Below are 17567 nucleotides of genomic sequence, written 5' to 3'. Positions count from 1 at the left end.
ATTTAATCGAGCAGCGTTCGGAGTTTTTGTGCAAAACCTTCATCCAGAACTGCGACGGCAACTCTAGCATCCTTACCTATCGCATGGCCGAGCATTGACCTGCTTTCGACTCTTTTTAAAGGAACCTGATAAAATGCGCACTTATCAGATATTTTTTTTTCAGTGTTTTTTGAAGCGTCCGCGGATAAAATAACAACTTTGGCATTACCGCTTCTAATCTCTTTAACCACTAATTCTTCACCCGAAATTAGCTTGCGTGCTCGATTGGCCAAACCTAATAGAGACATCCATTGTTGTTGTTGGGTCATGATGTTAGTTTTTCTCCTTATTCACTAATTCAAGCAATTGTTCATAAAGGGAAGAATCGATTTGGGTACTAAGGTGATTAGCCAGCACATTTTTCTTTTTGGCCAGCTCGATAACATCCCGATCAAGAGTCAAATAAGCTCCCCTTCCCGATTTCTTTCCGGTCGGATCAAGGCTGACTTCCCCTTCTTTAGATCGAACGATGCGAATGAGTTCTTTCTTCGGCTTCATTTCGCCTGTAGCCACACATTTACGCATCGGGATTTTTTTTCGGCTATTCATCTTTTTTCACCTCGAATTACTCGTTATCCTCTTCGAAATCTGTTTCCTCTTCAGTAACATAACTATCTCTGCTCAAAAGGAATTCCTGTTCTTCCACAGGATAAATACCAGCTTCGCGGGCTTCCGTTTCACTCTTGATATCAATTTTCCAGCCTGTAAGCTTGGCAGCTAAACGGGCATTTTGTCCACGCTTACCAATTGCCAGGGAAAGTTGATAATCCGGAACGATTACAGTCGTCGCCTTTTCCTCTTCTTTAACAATAACTTCAAGTACTTTTGAAGGGCTTAAAGCATTCGCAACGAAAATGACCGGATTCTCCGACCATTTAACGATATCGATCTTTTCACCTTTCAATTCGTTGACGATGGCTTGAACGCGCTGACCTTTTTGTCCTACACAGGAACCGACAGGATCGACTTCTTCGTTATCGGAATGCACGGAGATTTTTGAACGGTCGCCTGCTTCGCGGGCAACTGACTTAATTTCTACTGTTCCATCAAAAATTTCAGGCACTTCGATTTCGAATAAACGTTTTAAAAGGCCAGGATGTGAACGGGATACAAAAATTTGCGGGCCCTTGGAAGTCTTTTCAACTTTAGTGATGAAAACTTTAATGCGATCATGAGGTTTATACTGTTCATTCGGCATTTGCTCATTCACCGGGAGCAAAGCTTCGATTTTACCTAGGCTGACATAAATGAATCGGGAATCCTGGCGTTGAACGATGCCAGTCATGATATCCTCTTCACGATCGATGAATTCGGCATAAATGATGCCTCGTTCCGCTTCACGCACCCTTTGAGTAACGACTTGTTTTGCTGTTTGTGCAGCAATACGGCCGAAATCCTTAGGTGTTACTTCCATTTCGACAATATCCTCTAACTGATAGTTGGGATCAATTGCTCTTGCTTCTTCAACAGAAATTTCCAGACGCGAATCGAACACTTCGTCAACAACGTCTTTTCTGGCAAATACACGCATAGTTCCTTTACCAAGATTCAAGTCGATACGTACATTTTGTGCTTGGTTAAAGTTACGGCGATATGCCGATATAAGGGCAGATTCAATCGCGTCGATCAAAACCTCCCTGGAAATTCCTTTTTCGTGTTCTAAAATATAGAGAGCATCCAATAACTCATTGCCCATGGTGATCCCCCTTACGGATATTTAAATTAATGATTTGCTTGACTTATGAGAAGGTAATCGCCAATCTTGCTTTGGCTACCTTTTCGAATGGTATGACGATCGTTTTCTTTCTTGTCTTGATTCTGACTTCGAGTGTCACTTCTTCACCATCGAAACTGGTTAAGATTCCTTCGAATTCTTTTTCATCTAAAATGGGCTCGTATGTTTTTATGTAAACATTTTTACCGATAGCATTAAGGAAATCCTTCTCTTTTTTCAGAGGCCTTTCAGCTCCGGGTGATGAAACTTCGAGAAAATAATTTTGTGGAATCGGATCAACCTCATCAAGCTTTTCACTGAGTTTTTCACTCACATTTCCGCAATCATCAATATCTACGCCTGTTTCTTTATCAATGTACACTCGAAGGAACCAGCTTTTACCTTCCTTCACATACTCCACTTCGACTAATTCAAGCTGCAATTCTTCAAGAATTGGTAATGCTAATTCCTCTACGACTTCCGTTACCTTTTTACTCATTTGTTTCCTCCATACGTGCGTTGTATGCGCTTGGTTTCGGATTCAAAATTAAATGGTCAATACAACACGAAAGAGTGGGTTTCCCCACTCTTGCCATTGGTTCCTCTTAGTATTTCCAATAAAAATATACCATAATCAAGATTTTTATGCAAATACCTTGTCTGTTTCTTCCTTTTTGAAATCAGTTTCCTCTTTAAAATAAAGATAACTGATTTTGTTCAGGCAATGACTCCAGACAGCCTTGTTTATCAAGATATTCAAGGATGGTCTTCGAAACCTTCCCCCGTTGTTGAAGATCTTCTTTTGAGAGGAATTCACCATTTTTCCGCGCATTGACGATATTGATCGCCGCATTCGTTCCGAGACCAGGTATCGAATTGAAAGGCGGTATCAAAGTGTTCCCTTCAATTAAGAATTGATCTGCACTGGATTTGTACAAGTCCACTTTAGCGAATGAAAATCCGCGTTCACACATTTCCAAAGCTAGTTCAAGAACCGTCAATGTATTCTTTTCCTTTGTGGATGCATCCAATCCCTTTACCGTAATTTCTTCCATTTTTGATTTGATTGCTTGCGATCCCCGAGTCATCGCGTCGATTTCAAAATCATCGGCACGTACTGTGAAATAGGCAGCATAATATAATAAAGGCAGATGCACTTTAAAATAGGCAATCCGGACAGCCATCAAGACGTAAGCTGCAGCATGGGCTTTCGGGAACATGTATTTAATCTTCTTACATGAATCGATATACCATTCCGGTACCTCATTTTTCCTCATTTCCTCTTCGAATTCCTCCGAGAGCCCTTTCCCTTTACGTACAGATTCCATAATTTTAAACGCTAGGGAAGGATCGAGACCTTGATAAATCAGATAGACCATAATATCATCCCGGCAACCTATAACCTCACTTAGTGTACATATCCGGTTGTGGATCAGTTCCTGTGCATTGCTCAGCCATACATCCGTACCGTGGGAAAGCCCTGAGATCTGAACAAGCTCGGAAAATGTCGTAGGTTTCGTATCTTCAAGCATCTGACGGACAAAACGAGTACCAAATTCCGGGATGCCAAGCGTACCCGTTTTACACATGATCTGTTCTTCGGTAACTCCTAAAGATTCAGTACTGCTGAATATTTTCATTACTTCTGGATCATCGGTAGGAACGGTCTTTGGATCGATGCCACTTAAATCTTGAAGCATCCGGATTACAGTCGGATCATCGTGTCCAAGTATATCAAGTTTCAAAATATTATCGTGAATGGAATGGAAATCAAAGTGAGTTGTTTTCCACTCAGAATTCCTGTCATCCGCAGGGAACTGAATAGGTGTGAAATCATAGATATCCATATAATCCGGAACAACGATGATTCCACCCGGATGCTGTCCTGTCGTCCGTTTCACACCAGTACAACCGGCAACAAGGCGATCAGTCTCGGCTCCACGCATATGGATGTTATTATCAGAGGAATACCCTTTTACATATCCATAAGCCGTTTTTTCCGCGACCGTACCAATCGTTCCGGCACGATATACATACTCTTCACCGAATAAGACCTTCGTATAGTTATGGGCCTTCGGCTGATATTCACCTGAGAAGTTCAAGTCGATATCGGGAACCTTATCCCCTTTAAATCCAAGGAATGTTTCAAACGGGATATCATGCCCGTCTTTTGTATAAGCAATGCCACAATCGGGACAGTCTTTATCGGGCAGGTCAAACCCGGAACCTACAGAACCGTCATTGAAGAATTCGGATTTCTTGCACTCCGGACATACATAATGCGGCGGAAGCGGATTCACCTCTGTAATTTCAGTCATGGTGGCAACGAAAGATGACCCAACCGATCCCCTTGAGCCAACTAGATAACCATCATTCAATGATTTTTTAACAAGTTTGTGTGAAATTAAATAAATAACGGCAAAACCGTGGCCAATGATGCTTTTCAATTCTTTCTCAAGACGGGCTTCCACGATTTCCGGCAGGTTCTCTCCATAAATCTTTCTTGCCATGCCATAACTCATTTCACGCATCTCTTCTTCTGCACCTTCAATTTTAGGCGTGTATAACTCATCCTTAATTGGCTTGATTTCTTCAATCATATCAGCGATTTTATTCGTGTTAGTTACCACGACCTCTTTGGCTTTCTCAGAACCAAGGAAGGAGAATTCCCGTAGCATTTCATCTGTTGTCCGAAAATGCACGTCAGGAAGCTTATGACGATTCAGCGGATTTGCGCCACCTTGCGAATTCACAAGGATTTTACGGTAAATTTTATCATTTGGATCCAAATAATGCACATTTCCCGTGGCTACGACTGGCTTATCCAATTTTTCACCAAGCTTGACGATATTGGAGATGATCGTTTCTAACGATTTATCATCTCGTACATATTCAAGCTCAATCAAATGCTGATACACTTCCTTCGGATGGATTTCAAGATAATCGTAAAATTCGGCAATATCGACGACTTCCTCAAAACCCTTCTGCATCATCCCTTCAAAAACTTCCCCTTTATCGCATCCCGATCCGACCAAGATTCCTTCACGATACTTTTTAAGTTGTGAGCGCGGTAATCGGGGCACACGATAGAAATAATCGATGTGTGTGATTGAAATTAATTTGAAAAGGTTTTTTAAGCCAGCCTGTGTTTGCGCGATCAACGTACAATGGGAAGGACGGGAACGCTGATAAGCATTTCCTTTACCCATATTGTCATTAAGTTGATCATGATGGGTAATCTCCTTTTCCATTGCATCCTTCAGCATCTTCAGCATAAGGTAACCTGTAGCTTCGGCGTCATAAATGGCCCTATGATGCTGGGTCAAATCAATATCGAACTTTTTACATAATGTATTTAACCGGTGATTTTTAAACTCCGGATATAAGAAACGGGCAAGTTCCAATGTATCAAGAACTGGATTGGAAGCTTTAGGATAACCCATGTTTTTATAACCTATATTCAAAAAGCCCATATCGAAGGCTGCGTTGTGGGCAACCAGAATCGCATCGCCCGCCCAGTCCTTGAACTTTTCTAGTACTTCCGAGACTTCTGGAGCATTTTCAACAAGATCATCAGTTATTCCAGTCAATTCTATCGTCGTATTGGATAGTGGGTGATGCGGATTCGCAAATGACTCGAATCGATCAATGATGTCACCGCCACGAATTTTCACTGCAGCAAATTCAATGATCGTATCATAAACAGCTGACAGGCCTGTCGTCTCTACGTCAAACACAACATAGGTGGCATCTGCCAAAGCGATATGCGCCTCATTATAAACAATGGGTACACCATCATTTACAAGATTCACTTCTACGCCATAAAGGATTTTGATACCATTCTTTTTCCCGGCACTATAAGCTTCAGGGAATGATTGTGCTCCCGCATGATCTGTAATGGCCACAGCCTTATGTCCCCACTTTGCAGCCTGGGCAACAAGCGCAGAAGTAGGTGTCACTGCATCCATCTGGCTCATTGGGGTATGCATATGCAGTTCGACACGCTTTTCCCCTTCTGGAGCCTTATCCTGCCGTCCTTGTTTAGAAATTTCATTTATATCATTTGCGATCATTACAAGGTCACGTACGAATGTATCATTTTGGATGCTGCCTTGGGCACGTACCCACATCCCTTTTTTCACTCGGGCAAGTATGGCAGCATCTTCTTTATCACGCGAAAACATTTTGACCAATATCGAGCTCGTATAATCAGTGACTTTAAAAGTCAACAGGCTTCGTCCGCTGCGTAACTCACGCACTTCTGCATCAAATACGAAGCCTTCTATAGCAATCCTGCGCTCTTCATCAATAATTTGTTCAATTCTGCGGAAATCCGCATCTTCTTTAATCGTATAGCCAATTTTAACCGGTCCGTCGTAGACGGCATCGTCGCCGCCTTTTTCCGATTCTTTTTTCTGCATTTCCACTAGGGCAGCAAGTCCCTTTTCTGCGTCTTCCTTTTGTTTCTCTTCTAAAAACTTCTGGTAATCAGGATTCGAAACCGTTTCCTTCACTTCCGCTTCAAGTGTCAACGGAGGAAAACCGAATGTTTGGTAGATATTCGAAATGATGCCGGAGTATTTTCGTTTCAACTGACCAGCCTCCGTATCATTTCGGGCGCTAACGATAACCTTATATCCATTCACCGTTGGCACTTGTTCATTTAGAAGTGATAACAGTGCCGGAGACATGCCTTCAAGCTCGCCGATGCAGTTTTTCCAATACTCTTTTACCAATTGTTCCGTCACTTGCGGATTAGCTACGTTCAAGTTGAATGTGACCTTCGCAATATGGGAAAACGTACTTGCTAGATGAGTAGCAAGTCTTGTATGAACACTGCAAGGAATTAATGCAGGTATATTAAAAGCAAAATGCCATGTTTTGGACTCCCTCTCGATTGAGAGCTTATCAATTTCGGCACCTATGAAATAATTCACAAAGGCATCCTCAGTCAAGTCCATTTGCTGGAGCAAGAGTTGAAATCTCTCTCTACCGCTATTTGGATTTTGATCCATTCCCTCTCTCCCCTATCTACTATCTCTTATTTTTCACTATCATTTTCTTTTGATACCAGAGGCTATTATAACATATCATGAATGTTTCACTAGTATCCAAATCCATGAAAAGGAAAGGCATCATCCAAGTGAATGATGCCTAATTCCGCTATTTTAAATTATGCCATTATTTCGTGAAGCTTTTGAGTCAGTTCAGATCTTTCAATTTCAAGAACCTCACCCGTTTTACGAATTTTCACTTCGACGATTCCGTCGGATGCCTTTTTACCAACAGTCACCCTGACAGGAAGACCGATCAAGTCAGAGTCTGCGAATTTTACGCCAGCACGTTCTTGACGATCATCCATAAGAACTTCCATGCCTTGTGCCTTTAGATCATTATATAAATCTTCTGCAAGGGCAGCCTGAGCCTCATCCTTCATATTGATTGGAATCAAATGGACTTGGTATGGCGCCAAATTCGTTGGCCAGACCAATCCTTTTTCATCGTTGAATTGTTCAGCAACAGCGGCAAGTGTACGGGAAACACCAATGCCATAACAGCCCATGATCATAGGCTGCGTCCGTCCATTCTCATCCAGGAATGTCGCATTCATAGCTTCGGAATATTTAGTTCCCAGTTTGAATACGTGGCCTACCTCAATCCCTTTAGCAAATTTAATTATTCCGTTTCCGTCCGGTGATGGGTCACCCTCTTGGATGAAACGAAGATCTATATAATTGGCCACGTTAAAATCACGAGCGGGATTTACGTTCACATAATGGTGGTCTTCCTCATTTGCACCACAAATTCCATTAACCATGGCCTCGACGGCAACATCCGCAATCACTTCAACTTCAGAAGTGACATTGATTGGTCCAAGAGATCCAATTGTACATCCTAAGACTTCTTTCGTCTCATTTGGATCGACCAATTCAACGATTGAAGCGTTATAGAAATTCTTCAGCTTGATATCATTGACTTCATGATCTCCTCGTACCAAAACAAGCACATACTTTTCATCCACTTTAAACAATAACGATTTAATTAGTTTCTCTGCACTAGTATTCAAGAATGAAGCAACTTCTTCAATCGTTTTTTGACCTGGTGTATGGATTTTTTCAAGTGCAATTTGTTCTTCGGAGCTTTTTTCATATTTTACGCTCACAGGTGCCATTTCAATATTAGCTGCATAATCGGAACTATCCGAATAAGCGATGGTATCCTCCCCTATTTCAGACAGGACCATGAATTCATGTGTATCCTTACCACCCATTGCCCCCGAATCGGCAATGACGGCACGGAAGTTCAACCCACAACGGCTGAATATATTCGAATATGCCGCATATAAATTTTTATAAACAGCATCCAGGCTTTCTTGATTAGCATGGAAAGAATAAGCATCCTTCATGATGAACTCACGTCCACGCAACAATCCGAAACGCGGTCTTTTTTCATCACGGAATTTGGTTTGGATCTGGTAAACCGTTAATGGAAGACGCTTATATGATTTCACCTCATCACGAACTAAGCTGGTTATCACTTCTTCATGTGTGGCACCAAGCGCAAATTCACGGTTGTTGCGATCCTTAAGCCGCATCAACTCTGGACCATAAGTATACCAGCGTCCAGATTCCTGCCAGAATTCGGCTTGTTGTAAAGCCGGCATCAATAGTTCTACTGCTCCAGCATTTTCCATCTCTTCCCGAACGATAGCCTCAACCTTTTGAAGCACCTTCTTTCCAAGCGGCATAAAACTATAAACCCCGCTGGAGTTTTGTCTCATAAATCCTGCACGTAATAGCAGCTGATGACTTTTGATTTCAGCATCTGCAGGCACTTCCCTCAATGTAGGGATCAACGTCATACTTTGTTTCATATCTGCACCTCTTCAATATTTCCTTTAAATTAATTTCGGCTACGGTAAAATTCATACCGTAACTTGAATACGGTCATTTCATACAAAAAAGACTTTCCGCGTTATTCAGAAAAGCTAATTTAATATACTCATTCTCGATTATACTTACGATTTCCCTAGAAAACAAACAATTTCCCCAAAACGGTTAAAAAACTAGGAAATCCCTTCAGATAACAAAACGGCCAACAGATAAATCTGCTGGCCTTTTTTGCACTGTCCAAACATGTCTTACAGGAAGAACCGCTGGATGTCATTCCATGTAACGACAATCATCAATAACATCAGCAACGCAAAGCCGATGAAGTGAACCATTCCTTCTTTTTGACGGTCAATTGGTTTCCCTCTTAAGAATTCGACCACAAAGAATAACAGCCTTCCCCCATCCAATGCCGGCAGCGGAAGCAGGTTCATGATTCCCAGGTTAATGCTGAGCAGCCCTGCCCATTTCATTAACGTGAATAAACCTTGTTTCGCTACTTCCTCAGTTGATTTATATATTCCTACAGGACCAGATAAACTGTCGATCGTAAATCCACCCGTTACGAGGTCACCAAGGATGATGAAGATTTGTTTTGTCCAAAAATACGTTTCTGTAAAACCATATTGTATAGCTTTAATCGGTGCTTTTTCAACCGGAGGGTAAACACCGATAATGCCGATTTTCTTCCCTTCCCTCTCCACTTCTTGTGGAACAACCGGAACTTCTAATGTTTTCCCGTCCCTGTCAACGACGAACTCGATCTCTTGCCCAGGATTCTTTTGAATGCTTTCCTGAACATCTCCCCAAGTGGAGACTTCCGTCCCTTCTATGGATTGAATGACATCCCCCGATTTTAAGCCGGCATTTACTGCCGAACCATCTGGAGTCAACTCACCAAGTTTCGCTTCATCCACCACGACTCCTTGAAACAGGCCAATCAACACAAAAATGACAAAAGCCAAAACGAAATTCATTGCCGGTCCAGCTACAATCGTCAGGAAACGATGTCCAAGCGACTTTGAGGCAAATTGCCGGTCAAAAGGAGCAATCTGGTTCTCTACACCATTTTCAACGATCACCGCTTCTTTATGAATGGCAAACGTTTTTAGTATATCTTCCTCGCCCTCCTCATAACCAGTAAGGATCAGTTTATGATCAAGGTCGATCACTTCAACTTCCACAAGACGAATATCAGGATATTTATCTTTATTGTTCAAAATGATTTTTGTAACATTCTCTTCATTATCAAACATTAATCCCACCCGATAGCCGGGCTTCAATTCAATATTTTCTGCGTCTTCACCAGCCATACGCACGTACCCGCCAAGAGGGAGCAATCGAATGGTATATACGGTTTCCTTCTTTTTATATGTGAATACTTTTGGCCCGAAACCGATTGCGAACTCACGGCATAAAATTCCTGCTCGCTTTGCAAACACTAAGTGCCCAAGCTCATGGAAAAATACTAGAGCTCCAAAAATGATGATGAACGCTATAATCGTTTCTAAAGTCTGCATGTTCCGGTCACCTATCTTTCACTAAAGATTCTATATACTGCCTTGTCATATTATCGACTTCCTGAATCGTTTCTAAATCTGGAAGGGCTATGACGGAATGCTGATTCAGCGCTTTTTCAATTAACATTTCAATCTCAAGGAAGGTTATCTTTCCAGATAAGAATGCAGAGACTGCGGCTTCATTGGCGGCATTCAACACAGTAGTCATAGTTCCGCCCATTTTACCTGCTTTATAGGCGAATTGCAAACAAGGATATCTGGTGAAATCCATATCACTAAAATGCAGTTTGCCTGCTTCAGCAAGATTAAGTCGTTTGCGTCCTGCTAGCGGAATACGGTCTGGATAAGTAAGTGCATATTGTATCGGCACCCGCATATCCGGTGTCCCCAGTTGTGCTATTACGCTGGAGTCATGAAACTCAACCATGGAATGGATGATGCTCTCCTTATGTAGCAATACATCAATTTTATCGTAGGGAAGATCGAATAGCCAGTGGGCCTCAATTACTTCCAATCCCTTATTCATCATTGATGCTGAATCGATCGTGATTTTAGCTCCCATTGACCAGTTCGGATGGTTCAGTGCCTCTTCCACCGTTACATCCTTCAATTCTTCCCTGGTCCGATCTCGAAAACTGCCTCCCGAAGCGGTAATGACTAGGCGTTCTATATTTTTTTCCTTTTCACCTTGCAATGCCTGAAAAATAGCGGAATGCTCACTGTCAACCGGCAGCAATCTGGCCCCCGCTTTTTTTGCTTCACTTATGACCAAATGACCTGCCGTCACCAAAGTCTCCTTGTTGGCGATAGCAATATCTTTTTTAGCCTTTATTGCTTGAAGTGTCGGATAAAGACCCACGCTTCCGATGACAGCATTGACCAATATCGAAGCCTGACCATAAACGGCAACAGCAGTCAATCCCTCATCTCCATACATGAACTCGATATCTTTGCGGCTGGAGAATTCACTTTTCAAAACATGATAATCTTCTTCCGTCTGGACTGAAACCAGTTTCGGTTCAAACTCTTGTATATAAGTCCTGACCAATTCTATATTCTTTCCAGCAGAAAGCGCCACGATCTTGAATTGATCAGGATGGGACCTAACTACATCCGCTGTTTGTTGACCAATCGATCCTGTCGCGCCCAAAAGGCTGATATTTTTCAAATTGTTCATCTCCTAATTCAATAACGCTTGCCTATATTTATATTATAAAACATGCAATAAATGCAAAATCGGTAAAATGAATATCACGCTATCAAGCCTGTCCAAAATCCCTCCATGTCCCGGGAGAAGCTTCCCTGAATCTTTAACGCCATAATGACGTTTATACGCCGATTGGACCAGATCACCCAATTGCCCGAATACCCCAATGATTAATGAAATCAATAATAATTGTAATAACGTGTAGTCAAGGTTGGAGAAGACGTAAAATAGAACACCCACTACCATAGCGGAAAATAACCCGCCGATAAATCCTTCTACCGTCTTGTTTGGACTTATTTCTGGCCAAAGCTTTCTTTTACCAAGTGATTTACCAATGAAGTAGGCTCCGGAATCGGTCGCCCAGATCGTAAATAGGGTAAGCAGGATATAGATCAGCCCCAACCCCAAAGAGTCACGTGTTTCAAATAGGTAGTAGAAACCTATCCCCAAGTATAGGATTGAAATCACTAGAAAGCCTGCGTCATCAAAAGTGAAACGGTTTTTTGAAACGACTGTATAAAGTAACAGCAGCAAAACCCCGATTAAGAAGACTTGAACTTTATCGTAATTTATTTCTGCTAAAAAAGCAGTATGCTCATTAGGCAATAAAAGCACCCACAATAATATGTGTGAAAGAAATGCTTCAAAAGACAGTACACGTAACTTTTTCATTTTCATCAGTTCATACAAACCAATTGACCCTAACAGATAAACCGTCAGTAAAAAGGGAGTGCCCCCTAAAATGACTAGTGGAATGAAGATAGCGGCAACTACGACCGCCGTAATAATTCGTTGTTTCATTATTCCATTTTCCTCGCCTTCTACATTAAACGCCACCGAATCTTCGTGAACGCTTTTGATACTCCTCAACTGCCTGCAATAAATGCTCTTCACTAAAATCCGGCCATAACACCTCAGTAAACCACATTTCAGTATAAGCCGCCTGCCAAAGCATGAAATTACTTAAACGGATTTCACCGCTTGTACGGATCAGTAAATCAGGATCCGACAAATGTTTGGTCATCAGGTAACTGGATAGCATTTCCTCAGTTACATTTTCCTTTATTATACCATTCTTAGCATCTTGAATGATGCTATTCACTGCAGATACAATTTCCCCGCGGCTTCCATAATTCAGGGCAAAATTCAGAATCATCCCATCATTGCCTTTCGTGTCTTCCATTGCCCGTTTAACGGCACTTTGAGTATGTGACGGAATGAGAGACAAATCCCCTATCATTTCAACTCTTACATTTTCGGAAATGAGCTCGGGTAAAAATGTCCCAAGAAATTCCTGTGGAAGCTTCATCAAAAAGTCGACTTCACTTTTCGGACGTTTCCAATTTTCAGTGGAAAACGCATAGACTGTCAAAGTTTTGACCCCTAATTTATTGGCAACTTTCGTAATTCTACGAACGGTTTTCATACCTTCATGATGACCCGCCACACGTGGCAATGCACGCTTTTTGGCCCAACGGCCGTTCCCATCCATAATGATGGCGATATGCTGAGGAACATCAAACTGTTTAATATGCTGAATCCTATTTGTTACATCGGAAGAAGCATCTTTTTTAACGAAACGCTTCCAAAGTGAATACATATGTTAGTCCCCCATCAGGTTGTACTTATCTCTCTACAAAGGCAAAGTTTTCGTGCACTATGTATATAAGCTTTCTGCCGCTTAAAAAGAATCTATATTATAATATCAAAAAAAAACTGGTTCTCATATTATTATTATGAAAATTATTTCTTCATTAGAAGCTAGAAAGGGAGAAATCATTACTTCTTTTTTTCTAAAACCGGTTATGATTACCGTGAAAAATGCAAAAAAAGGACCACCTCCAACGTTTGCATGCAACATACTAACTCAAGGAGTAATCATTATCGGAGAAACCTTATTATAACAGTTTTCTCCTTTAAGCACACCTATATGTTAGAACCAAGACATGACCCGGTATGGATTCGGCCCTCTTTATTTAATCAATTCTTCAGCGGAAATTATACTTCCAAAATTTCTTTTTCTTTATCTTTTGTAATTTCATCGATTTTCGTGATATTGCCATCTGTCATCTTTTGGATGTCTTCAGCAAAGCCACGTAAATCATCTTCAGTGATTTCACCACTTTTTTCAAGCTTTTTCAAATCATCATTAGCATCTCGACGCACATTACGGACAGCTATTTTCGCTTCTTCCGCTTCTTTTTTCACAACTTTCACAAGCTCTTTTCTGCGCTCTTCAGTTAACGCCGGAATGGCTATCCTGATGACCGATCCATCATTAGAAGGATTTAAGCCTAAGTCTGATTTCAAAATCGCCTTTTCAATTTCACCCAATACCGTTTTATCATATGGTTGAATGACTAATAATCTAGCTTCCGGGACAGAAATGCCAGCCACTTGATTAACTGGTGTCGGCGAACCATAATAATCAATCGAGATTCTATCAAGCAATGAGGCATTTGCCCTTCCGGCACGGATGCTTGCTAATTCACGTGTGTACGCTCCAATGGCTTTTTCCATTTTCGTTTTCGCATTCGAAATAACTTGTTTCGGCATCTTTTATTTCCCCCTTACGATAGTTCCAAGCGTTTCGCCTAAAACGGCACGTTTAATATTACCTTTTTCCATGATTGAGAAGACGATCAATGGAATATCATTGTCCATGCATAGTGAGGACGCAGTTGAATCCATTACTTCCAACCCTTCTTTAATCACATCAAGATAGGAAAGTTTATCATACTTAACTGCATTTTTGTCCTTAACCGGATCTGCATTGTATACGCCATCCACATTATTCTTCGCCATCAAGATGACATCAGCTTCAATTTCAGCAGCACGCAAGGCGGCAGTGGTATCCGTTGAGAAGTATGGATTACCTGTACCAGCTGCAAAAATCACCACTCTCTTTTTCTCAAGGTGCCTGATTGCACGGCGTCTAATGTATGGTTCTGCGACTTGTCTCATCTCAATGGAAGTTTGCACGCGCGTTTCAATTCCAAGCTGATCAAGACTGTCTTGTAATGCCAATGAGTTCATGACTGTAGCCAGCATACCCATATAATCGGCATTAGCACGATCCATGCCCATTTCACTGCCTATTTTTCCGCGCCAAATGTTTCCGCCACCGACAACAACAGCCACTTCCACATCAAGCTCAGCCACTTCCTTGACTTGTTCAGCAATGGATTTAATTACTGCAGGGTTAATTCCAAATCCTTCTTCACCGGCTAATGCTTCGCCACTTAGTTTTAGAACGACACGTTTATATTTAGCGTTACTCATGAGAACCTCCAACTATGTAATCTTTTCATTCGTTCATCATGCTTTCTTGCAATACTACCAAAAATTCATGACATTTCAAAAAATAGGGAACACAAGAGTGTTCCCTATTATTAATTATCTGACAATTAGTCTTTTTTAACTTGATTCATTACTTCTTCAGCAAAGTTTTCTTGACGTTTTTCAAGACCTTCCCCTACTTCATAACGAACGAATGATTGGATTTTTCCGCCTTTTGATTCAACGAATTGTCCCACTTTTTGATCAGGGTTCTTAACGAAAGCTTGTTCGTTAACACAGATTTCTTCGTAGAATTTATTGATACGTCCTTCAACCATTTTCGCAACGATTTTTTCAGGTTTTCCTTCATTAAGTGCTTGCTGAGTAAGAACTTCGCGTTCGCGTTCTAGTTCGCTGGCATCTACTTGGTCACGAGAGATATATTTAGGGTTAATTGCAGCGATATGCATTGAAACGCCTTTAGCTGCCTCTTCGTCAGTTGTACCTTCAAGAACTGATAGTACGCTGATACGTCCACCCATGTGAAGGTATGCACCAAATGCGTCGTTATCTGTTTTAGAAACGACTTGGAAACGGCGAAGAGTTAACTTTTCCCCGATTTTTGCAACAGCAGCATTGATATGATCTGCAACTTTTGCTCCATTTTCCATTGTTTGCTCAAGAGCTGCTTCAACGCTTTCAGGTTTGTTAGCAAGAAGGAATGAAGCCAATTCTTTAACAAGAAGTTGGAAGCCTTCGTTTTTAGCAACGAAATCAGTTTCTGAGTTCACTTCAAGAATAACCGCTTGGTTTCCTTCCACAACGATTGAAGTTAGACCTTCAGCAGCAATACGGTCGCCTTTATTAGCAGCTTTTGCAATCCCTTTTTCACGTAGGAAATCGATTGCTTTTTCCATATCGCCTTCTGTTTGTACAAGCGCCTTTTTACAGTCCATCATACCGGCACCAGTTTTTTCACGCAATTCTTTAACTAATTGTGCAGTGATTGCCATAATATATATCCTCCTCAAATTAAATGCAGTTTATTCAATCTTTACCCATTATTGCCAAAAATACTTGTTATCATCAAGGAAAATAACGAGTATTGACAATTTTCCTGAAAAAACATCAACTTTTTCAGTCAATTTGACGGAGCTAAACTAGTTGATGATTTTCATCCCTCAAAAATCGCCCATACCTTTTTAAAAAGACATTCCGTACAGCGATTTTATGTATGTTTATTTAGTGCAAAAAAAAGGGATAAAAGGCATTATCCTCTTATCACCTTTTTTCTTACTGAATAAGCAACCTTTTTTACTTATTAAGCAGTAGTTGTTTCAGTTGCTGTTTCTTCGCCTTGTTTAGCTTCTAAGATAGCATCTGCCATTTTACCTGTTAATAATTTAACAGCACGGATTGCATCGTCATTCGCAGGAATAACTACATCGATTTCATCCGGATCACAGTTTGTATCAACGATACCAACAAGTGGAATGTGTAATTTGTGTGCTTCCGCAACAGCAATACGCTCTTTGCGAGGGTCGATAACGAAGATCGCATCTGGAAGAGTCTTCATATCTTTAATACCGCCTAAGAATTTTTCTAAGCGATCCCATTCTTTTTTAAGTTGGATAACTTCTTTTTTAGGAAGGACTTCGAAAGTTCCGTTTTCTTCCATTTTTTCGATATTTTTAAGACGAGTGATACGTTTTTGGATTGTTTCAAAGTTTGTTAAAGTTCCACCTAACCAACGTTGGTTTACATAGTACATACCAGAACGGATAGCTTCTTCTTTAACAGATTCTTGAGCTTGTTTTTTAGTTCCGACGAAAAGAACAGTACCACCGTTAGCAGCTAGTTCTTTCACGAAGTTATAAGCTTCTTCAACCTTTTTAACTGTTTTTTGAAGGTCGATGATGTAGATGCCGTTACGCTCAGTGAAGATATATTTCTTCATTTTCGGGTTCCAGCGACGTGTTTGGTGTCCGAAATGCACACCAGCTTCAAGCAATTGTTTCATAGAAATGACTGACATTTTAGTTCCTCCTAAATGGTTTTGTTTTTCCTCCGCACCGATCATTTTCATACAGAAACTGTCGTAACAGCACCATCTGCAAGAATCACGGGGCGTGTGTATTAACACCATTTCATAATATATCATAATGGCTCTGTACAATCAAGAGATAACTTTATCTATTCTTGCGAAACTTTAGTAATAGCTCTATCTCCGTTTGACCGCGACCTAACTTTTTGGCGATTTCCTCTACTGAATTCCCTTGATCCGCTAACATATCCACTTTTTCATTCAATGACCATTCATTTAACGAAGCCTGCAGCATGTCCGAAAATTCCATGCCAGCCGGCTTCCCCTCGATTTGAGGGGAAGTGACTGCCGATGAAAGCTCCAATTTGTCCTCGACTTTTACGAGTAAAGCATTGGCCTCATTTTCTTCAGGCACTATTTTATAAGCGTTAATCACCTGCATTTTAGCTGCGGCACGACTTCCCTCTTCATACTCAATGTTTTGTTCTTGTTTTTCTTCCTTATCTTCCTTTGTTTCCTTGATTGAACCATGTTCTTGTCCTTTTTGTCCATGATCGTGATTCAATGCCACCGAATTGGTGAATGCCTTTACCAATGTCTCGTTGTCCTCTTTCATCTCCATTAAATAACCAGACAAAAGTTGTTCCATTTCTCCGATGATGGCTTTTTGGTCTTTTTCCAACTTACTTAAACGATTTTGGCGAAGATATAAAACGATGATGGCAAAAATGGTGAATATGTTTAATACAAACAACAGAAATATAAAAAACGCTGACATGTTGCCTCCTAATTAACCGGAATAGTCAATCCTGTTACCTTAATACGGATGGGGATCTTTTTTCACTGTTGTTTTTTCTTGATTACTTTCTCTATG

Annotated in this window: 15 protein-coding genes; all 15 read right to left on the bottom strand. The window is 41.0% G+C overall.

Annotated features, from left to right (window positions below):
• Nucleotides 1-2 precede the first annotated feature (2 nt).
• Nucleotides 3-308 (bottom strand): YlxQ family RNA-binding protein, encoded by a 306-nt coding sequence (locus tag AC3ISB_RS08460; RefSeq protein ID WP_061144653.1) that lies wholly within the window; start codon nt 306-308, stop codon nt 3-5.
• 4 nt (nt 309-312) lie between these two features.
• The gene (gene rnpM, locus AC3ISB_RS08455; RefSeq protein WP_061462443.1) at nt 313-588 is read right to left on the bottom strand and encodes an RNase P modulator RnpM; all 276 of its coding nucleotides are present in this window, start codon (nt 586-588) and stop codon (nt 313-315) included.
• A gap of 16 nt (nt 589-604) precedes the next feature.
• Complete coding sequence (nusA, locus tag AC3ISB_RS08450; protein WP_063231835.1) at nt 605-1735, bottom strand: transcription termination factor NusA; 1131 nt, start codon at nt 1733-1735, stop codon at nt 605-607.
• Between the two features lie 43 nt (nt 1736-1778).
• Entirely contained in the window at nt 1779-2252 is a 474-nt protein-coding gene (gene rimP, locus AC3ISB_RS08445) for a ribosome maturation factor RimP (RefSeq protein WP_063231836.1), read from the bottom strand.
• 193 nt (nt 2253-2445) lie between these two features.
• On the bottom strand, nt 2446-6768 hold the full coding sequence (locus AC3ISB_RS08440; RefSeq protein WP_480339104.1) for a PolC-type DNA polymerase III: 4323 nt from the start codon (nt 6766-6768) through the stop codon (nt 2446-2448).
• Nucleotides 6769-6926: 158 nt separating this feature from the next.
• The gene (locus AC3ISB_RS08435; RefSeq protein WP_098370992.1) at nt 6927-8627 is read right to left on the bottom strand and encodes a proline--tRNA ligase; all 1701 of its coding nucleotides are present in this window, start codon (nt 8625-8627) and stop codon (nt 6927-6929) included.
• A 267-nt stretch (nt 8628-8894) separates the two neighbouring features.
• Complete coding sequence (gene rseP / locus AC3ISB_RS08430) at nt 8895-10163, bottom strand: RIP metalloprotease RseP (protein WP_489276016.1); 1269 nt, start codon at nt 10161-10163, stop codon at nt 8895-8897.
• A 7-nt stretch (nt 10164-10170) separates the two neighbouring features.
• Complete coding sequence (dxr, locus tag AC3ISB_RS08425) at nt 10171-11331, bottom strand: 1-deoxy-D-xylulose-5-phosphate reductoisomerase (RefSeq protein WP_480339106.1); 1161 nt, start codon at nt 11329-11331, stop codon at nt 10171-10173.
• Between the two features lie 42 nt (nt 11332-11373).
• Nucleotides 11374-12171 carry a phosphatidate cytidylyltransferase gene (locus AC3ISB_RS08420; RefSeq protein ID WP_098371376.1) on the bottom strand — a complete coding sequence of 266 codons (798 nt, stop codon included), beginning with the start codon at nt 12169-12171 and terminating at the stop codon, nt 11374-11376.
• A 25-nt stretch (nt 12172-12196) separates the two neighbouring features.
• Nucleotides 12197-12970 carry an undecaprenyl pyrophosphate synthase gene (uppS, locus tag AC3ISB_RS08415; protein ID WP_144527113.1) on the bottom strand — a complete coding sequence of 258 codons (774 nt, stop codon included), beginning with the start codon at nt 12968-12970 and terminating at the stop codon, nt 12197-12199.
• A gap of 398 nt (nt 12971-13368) precedes the next feature.
• Nucleotides 13369-13926: a ribosome recycling factor gene (gene frr / locus AC3ISB_RS08410; protein WP_480339107.1), complete on the bottom strand. Its 558-nt coding sequence runs from the start codon at nt 13924-13926 to the stop codon at nt 13369-13371.
• A 3-nt stretch (nt 13927-13929) separates the two neighbouring features.
• Nucleotides 13930-14652, bottom strand: coding sequence for a UMP kinase (gene pyrH / locus AC3ISB_RS08405; RefSeq protein ID WP_034313639.1), 723 nt, complete (start codon nt 14650-14652; stop codon nt 13930-13932).
• 125 nt (nt 14653-14777) lie between these two features.
• Nucleotides 14778-15662, bottom strand: coding sequence for a translation elongation factor Ts (gene tsf / locus AC3ISB_RS08400; RefSeq protein WP_144527112.1), 885 nt, complete (start codon nt 15660-15662; stop codon nt 14778-14780).
• Nucleotides 15663-15970: 308 nt separating this feature from the next.
• Nucleotides 15971-16684, bottom strand: coding sequence for a 30S ribosomal protein S2 (gene rpsB, locus AC3ISB_RS08395; protein WP_095678842.1), 714 nt, complete (start codon nt 16682-16684; stop codon nt 15971-15973).
• A 154-nt stretch (nt 16685-16838) separates the two neighbouring features.
• Nucleotides 16839-17471 (bottom strand): hypothetical protein, encoded by a 633-nt coding sequence (locus tag AC3ISB_RS08390; protein WP_489276013.1) that lies wholly within the window; start codon nt 17469-17471, stop codon nt 16839-16841.
• Nucleotides 17472-17567: the final 96 nt, after the last annotated feature.

It is taken from the genome of Peribacillus sp. GL_122 (assembly GCF_057835005.1).
This window is presented reverse-complemented; position numbering and strand designations above follow the sequence as displayed.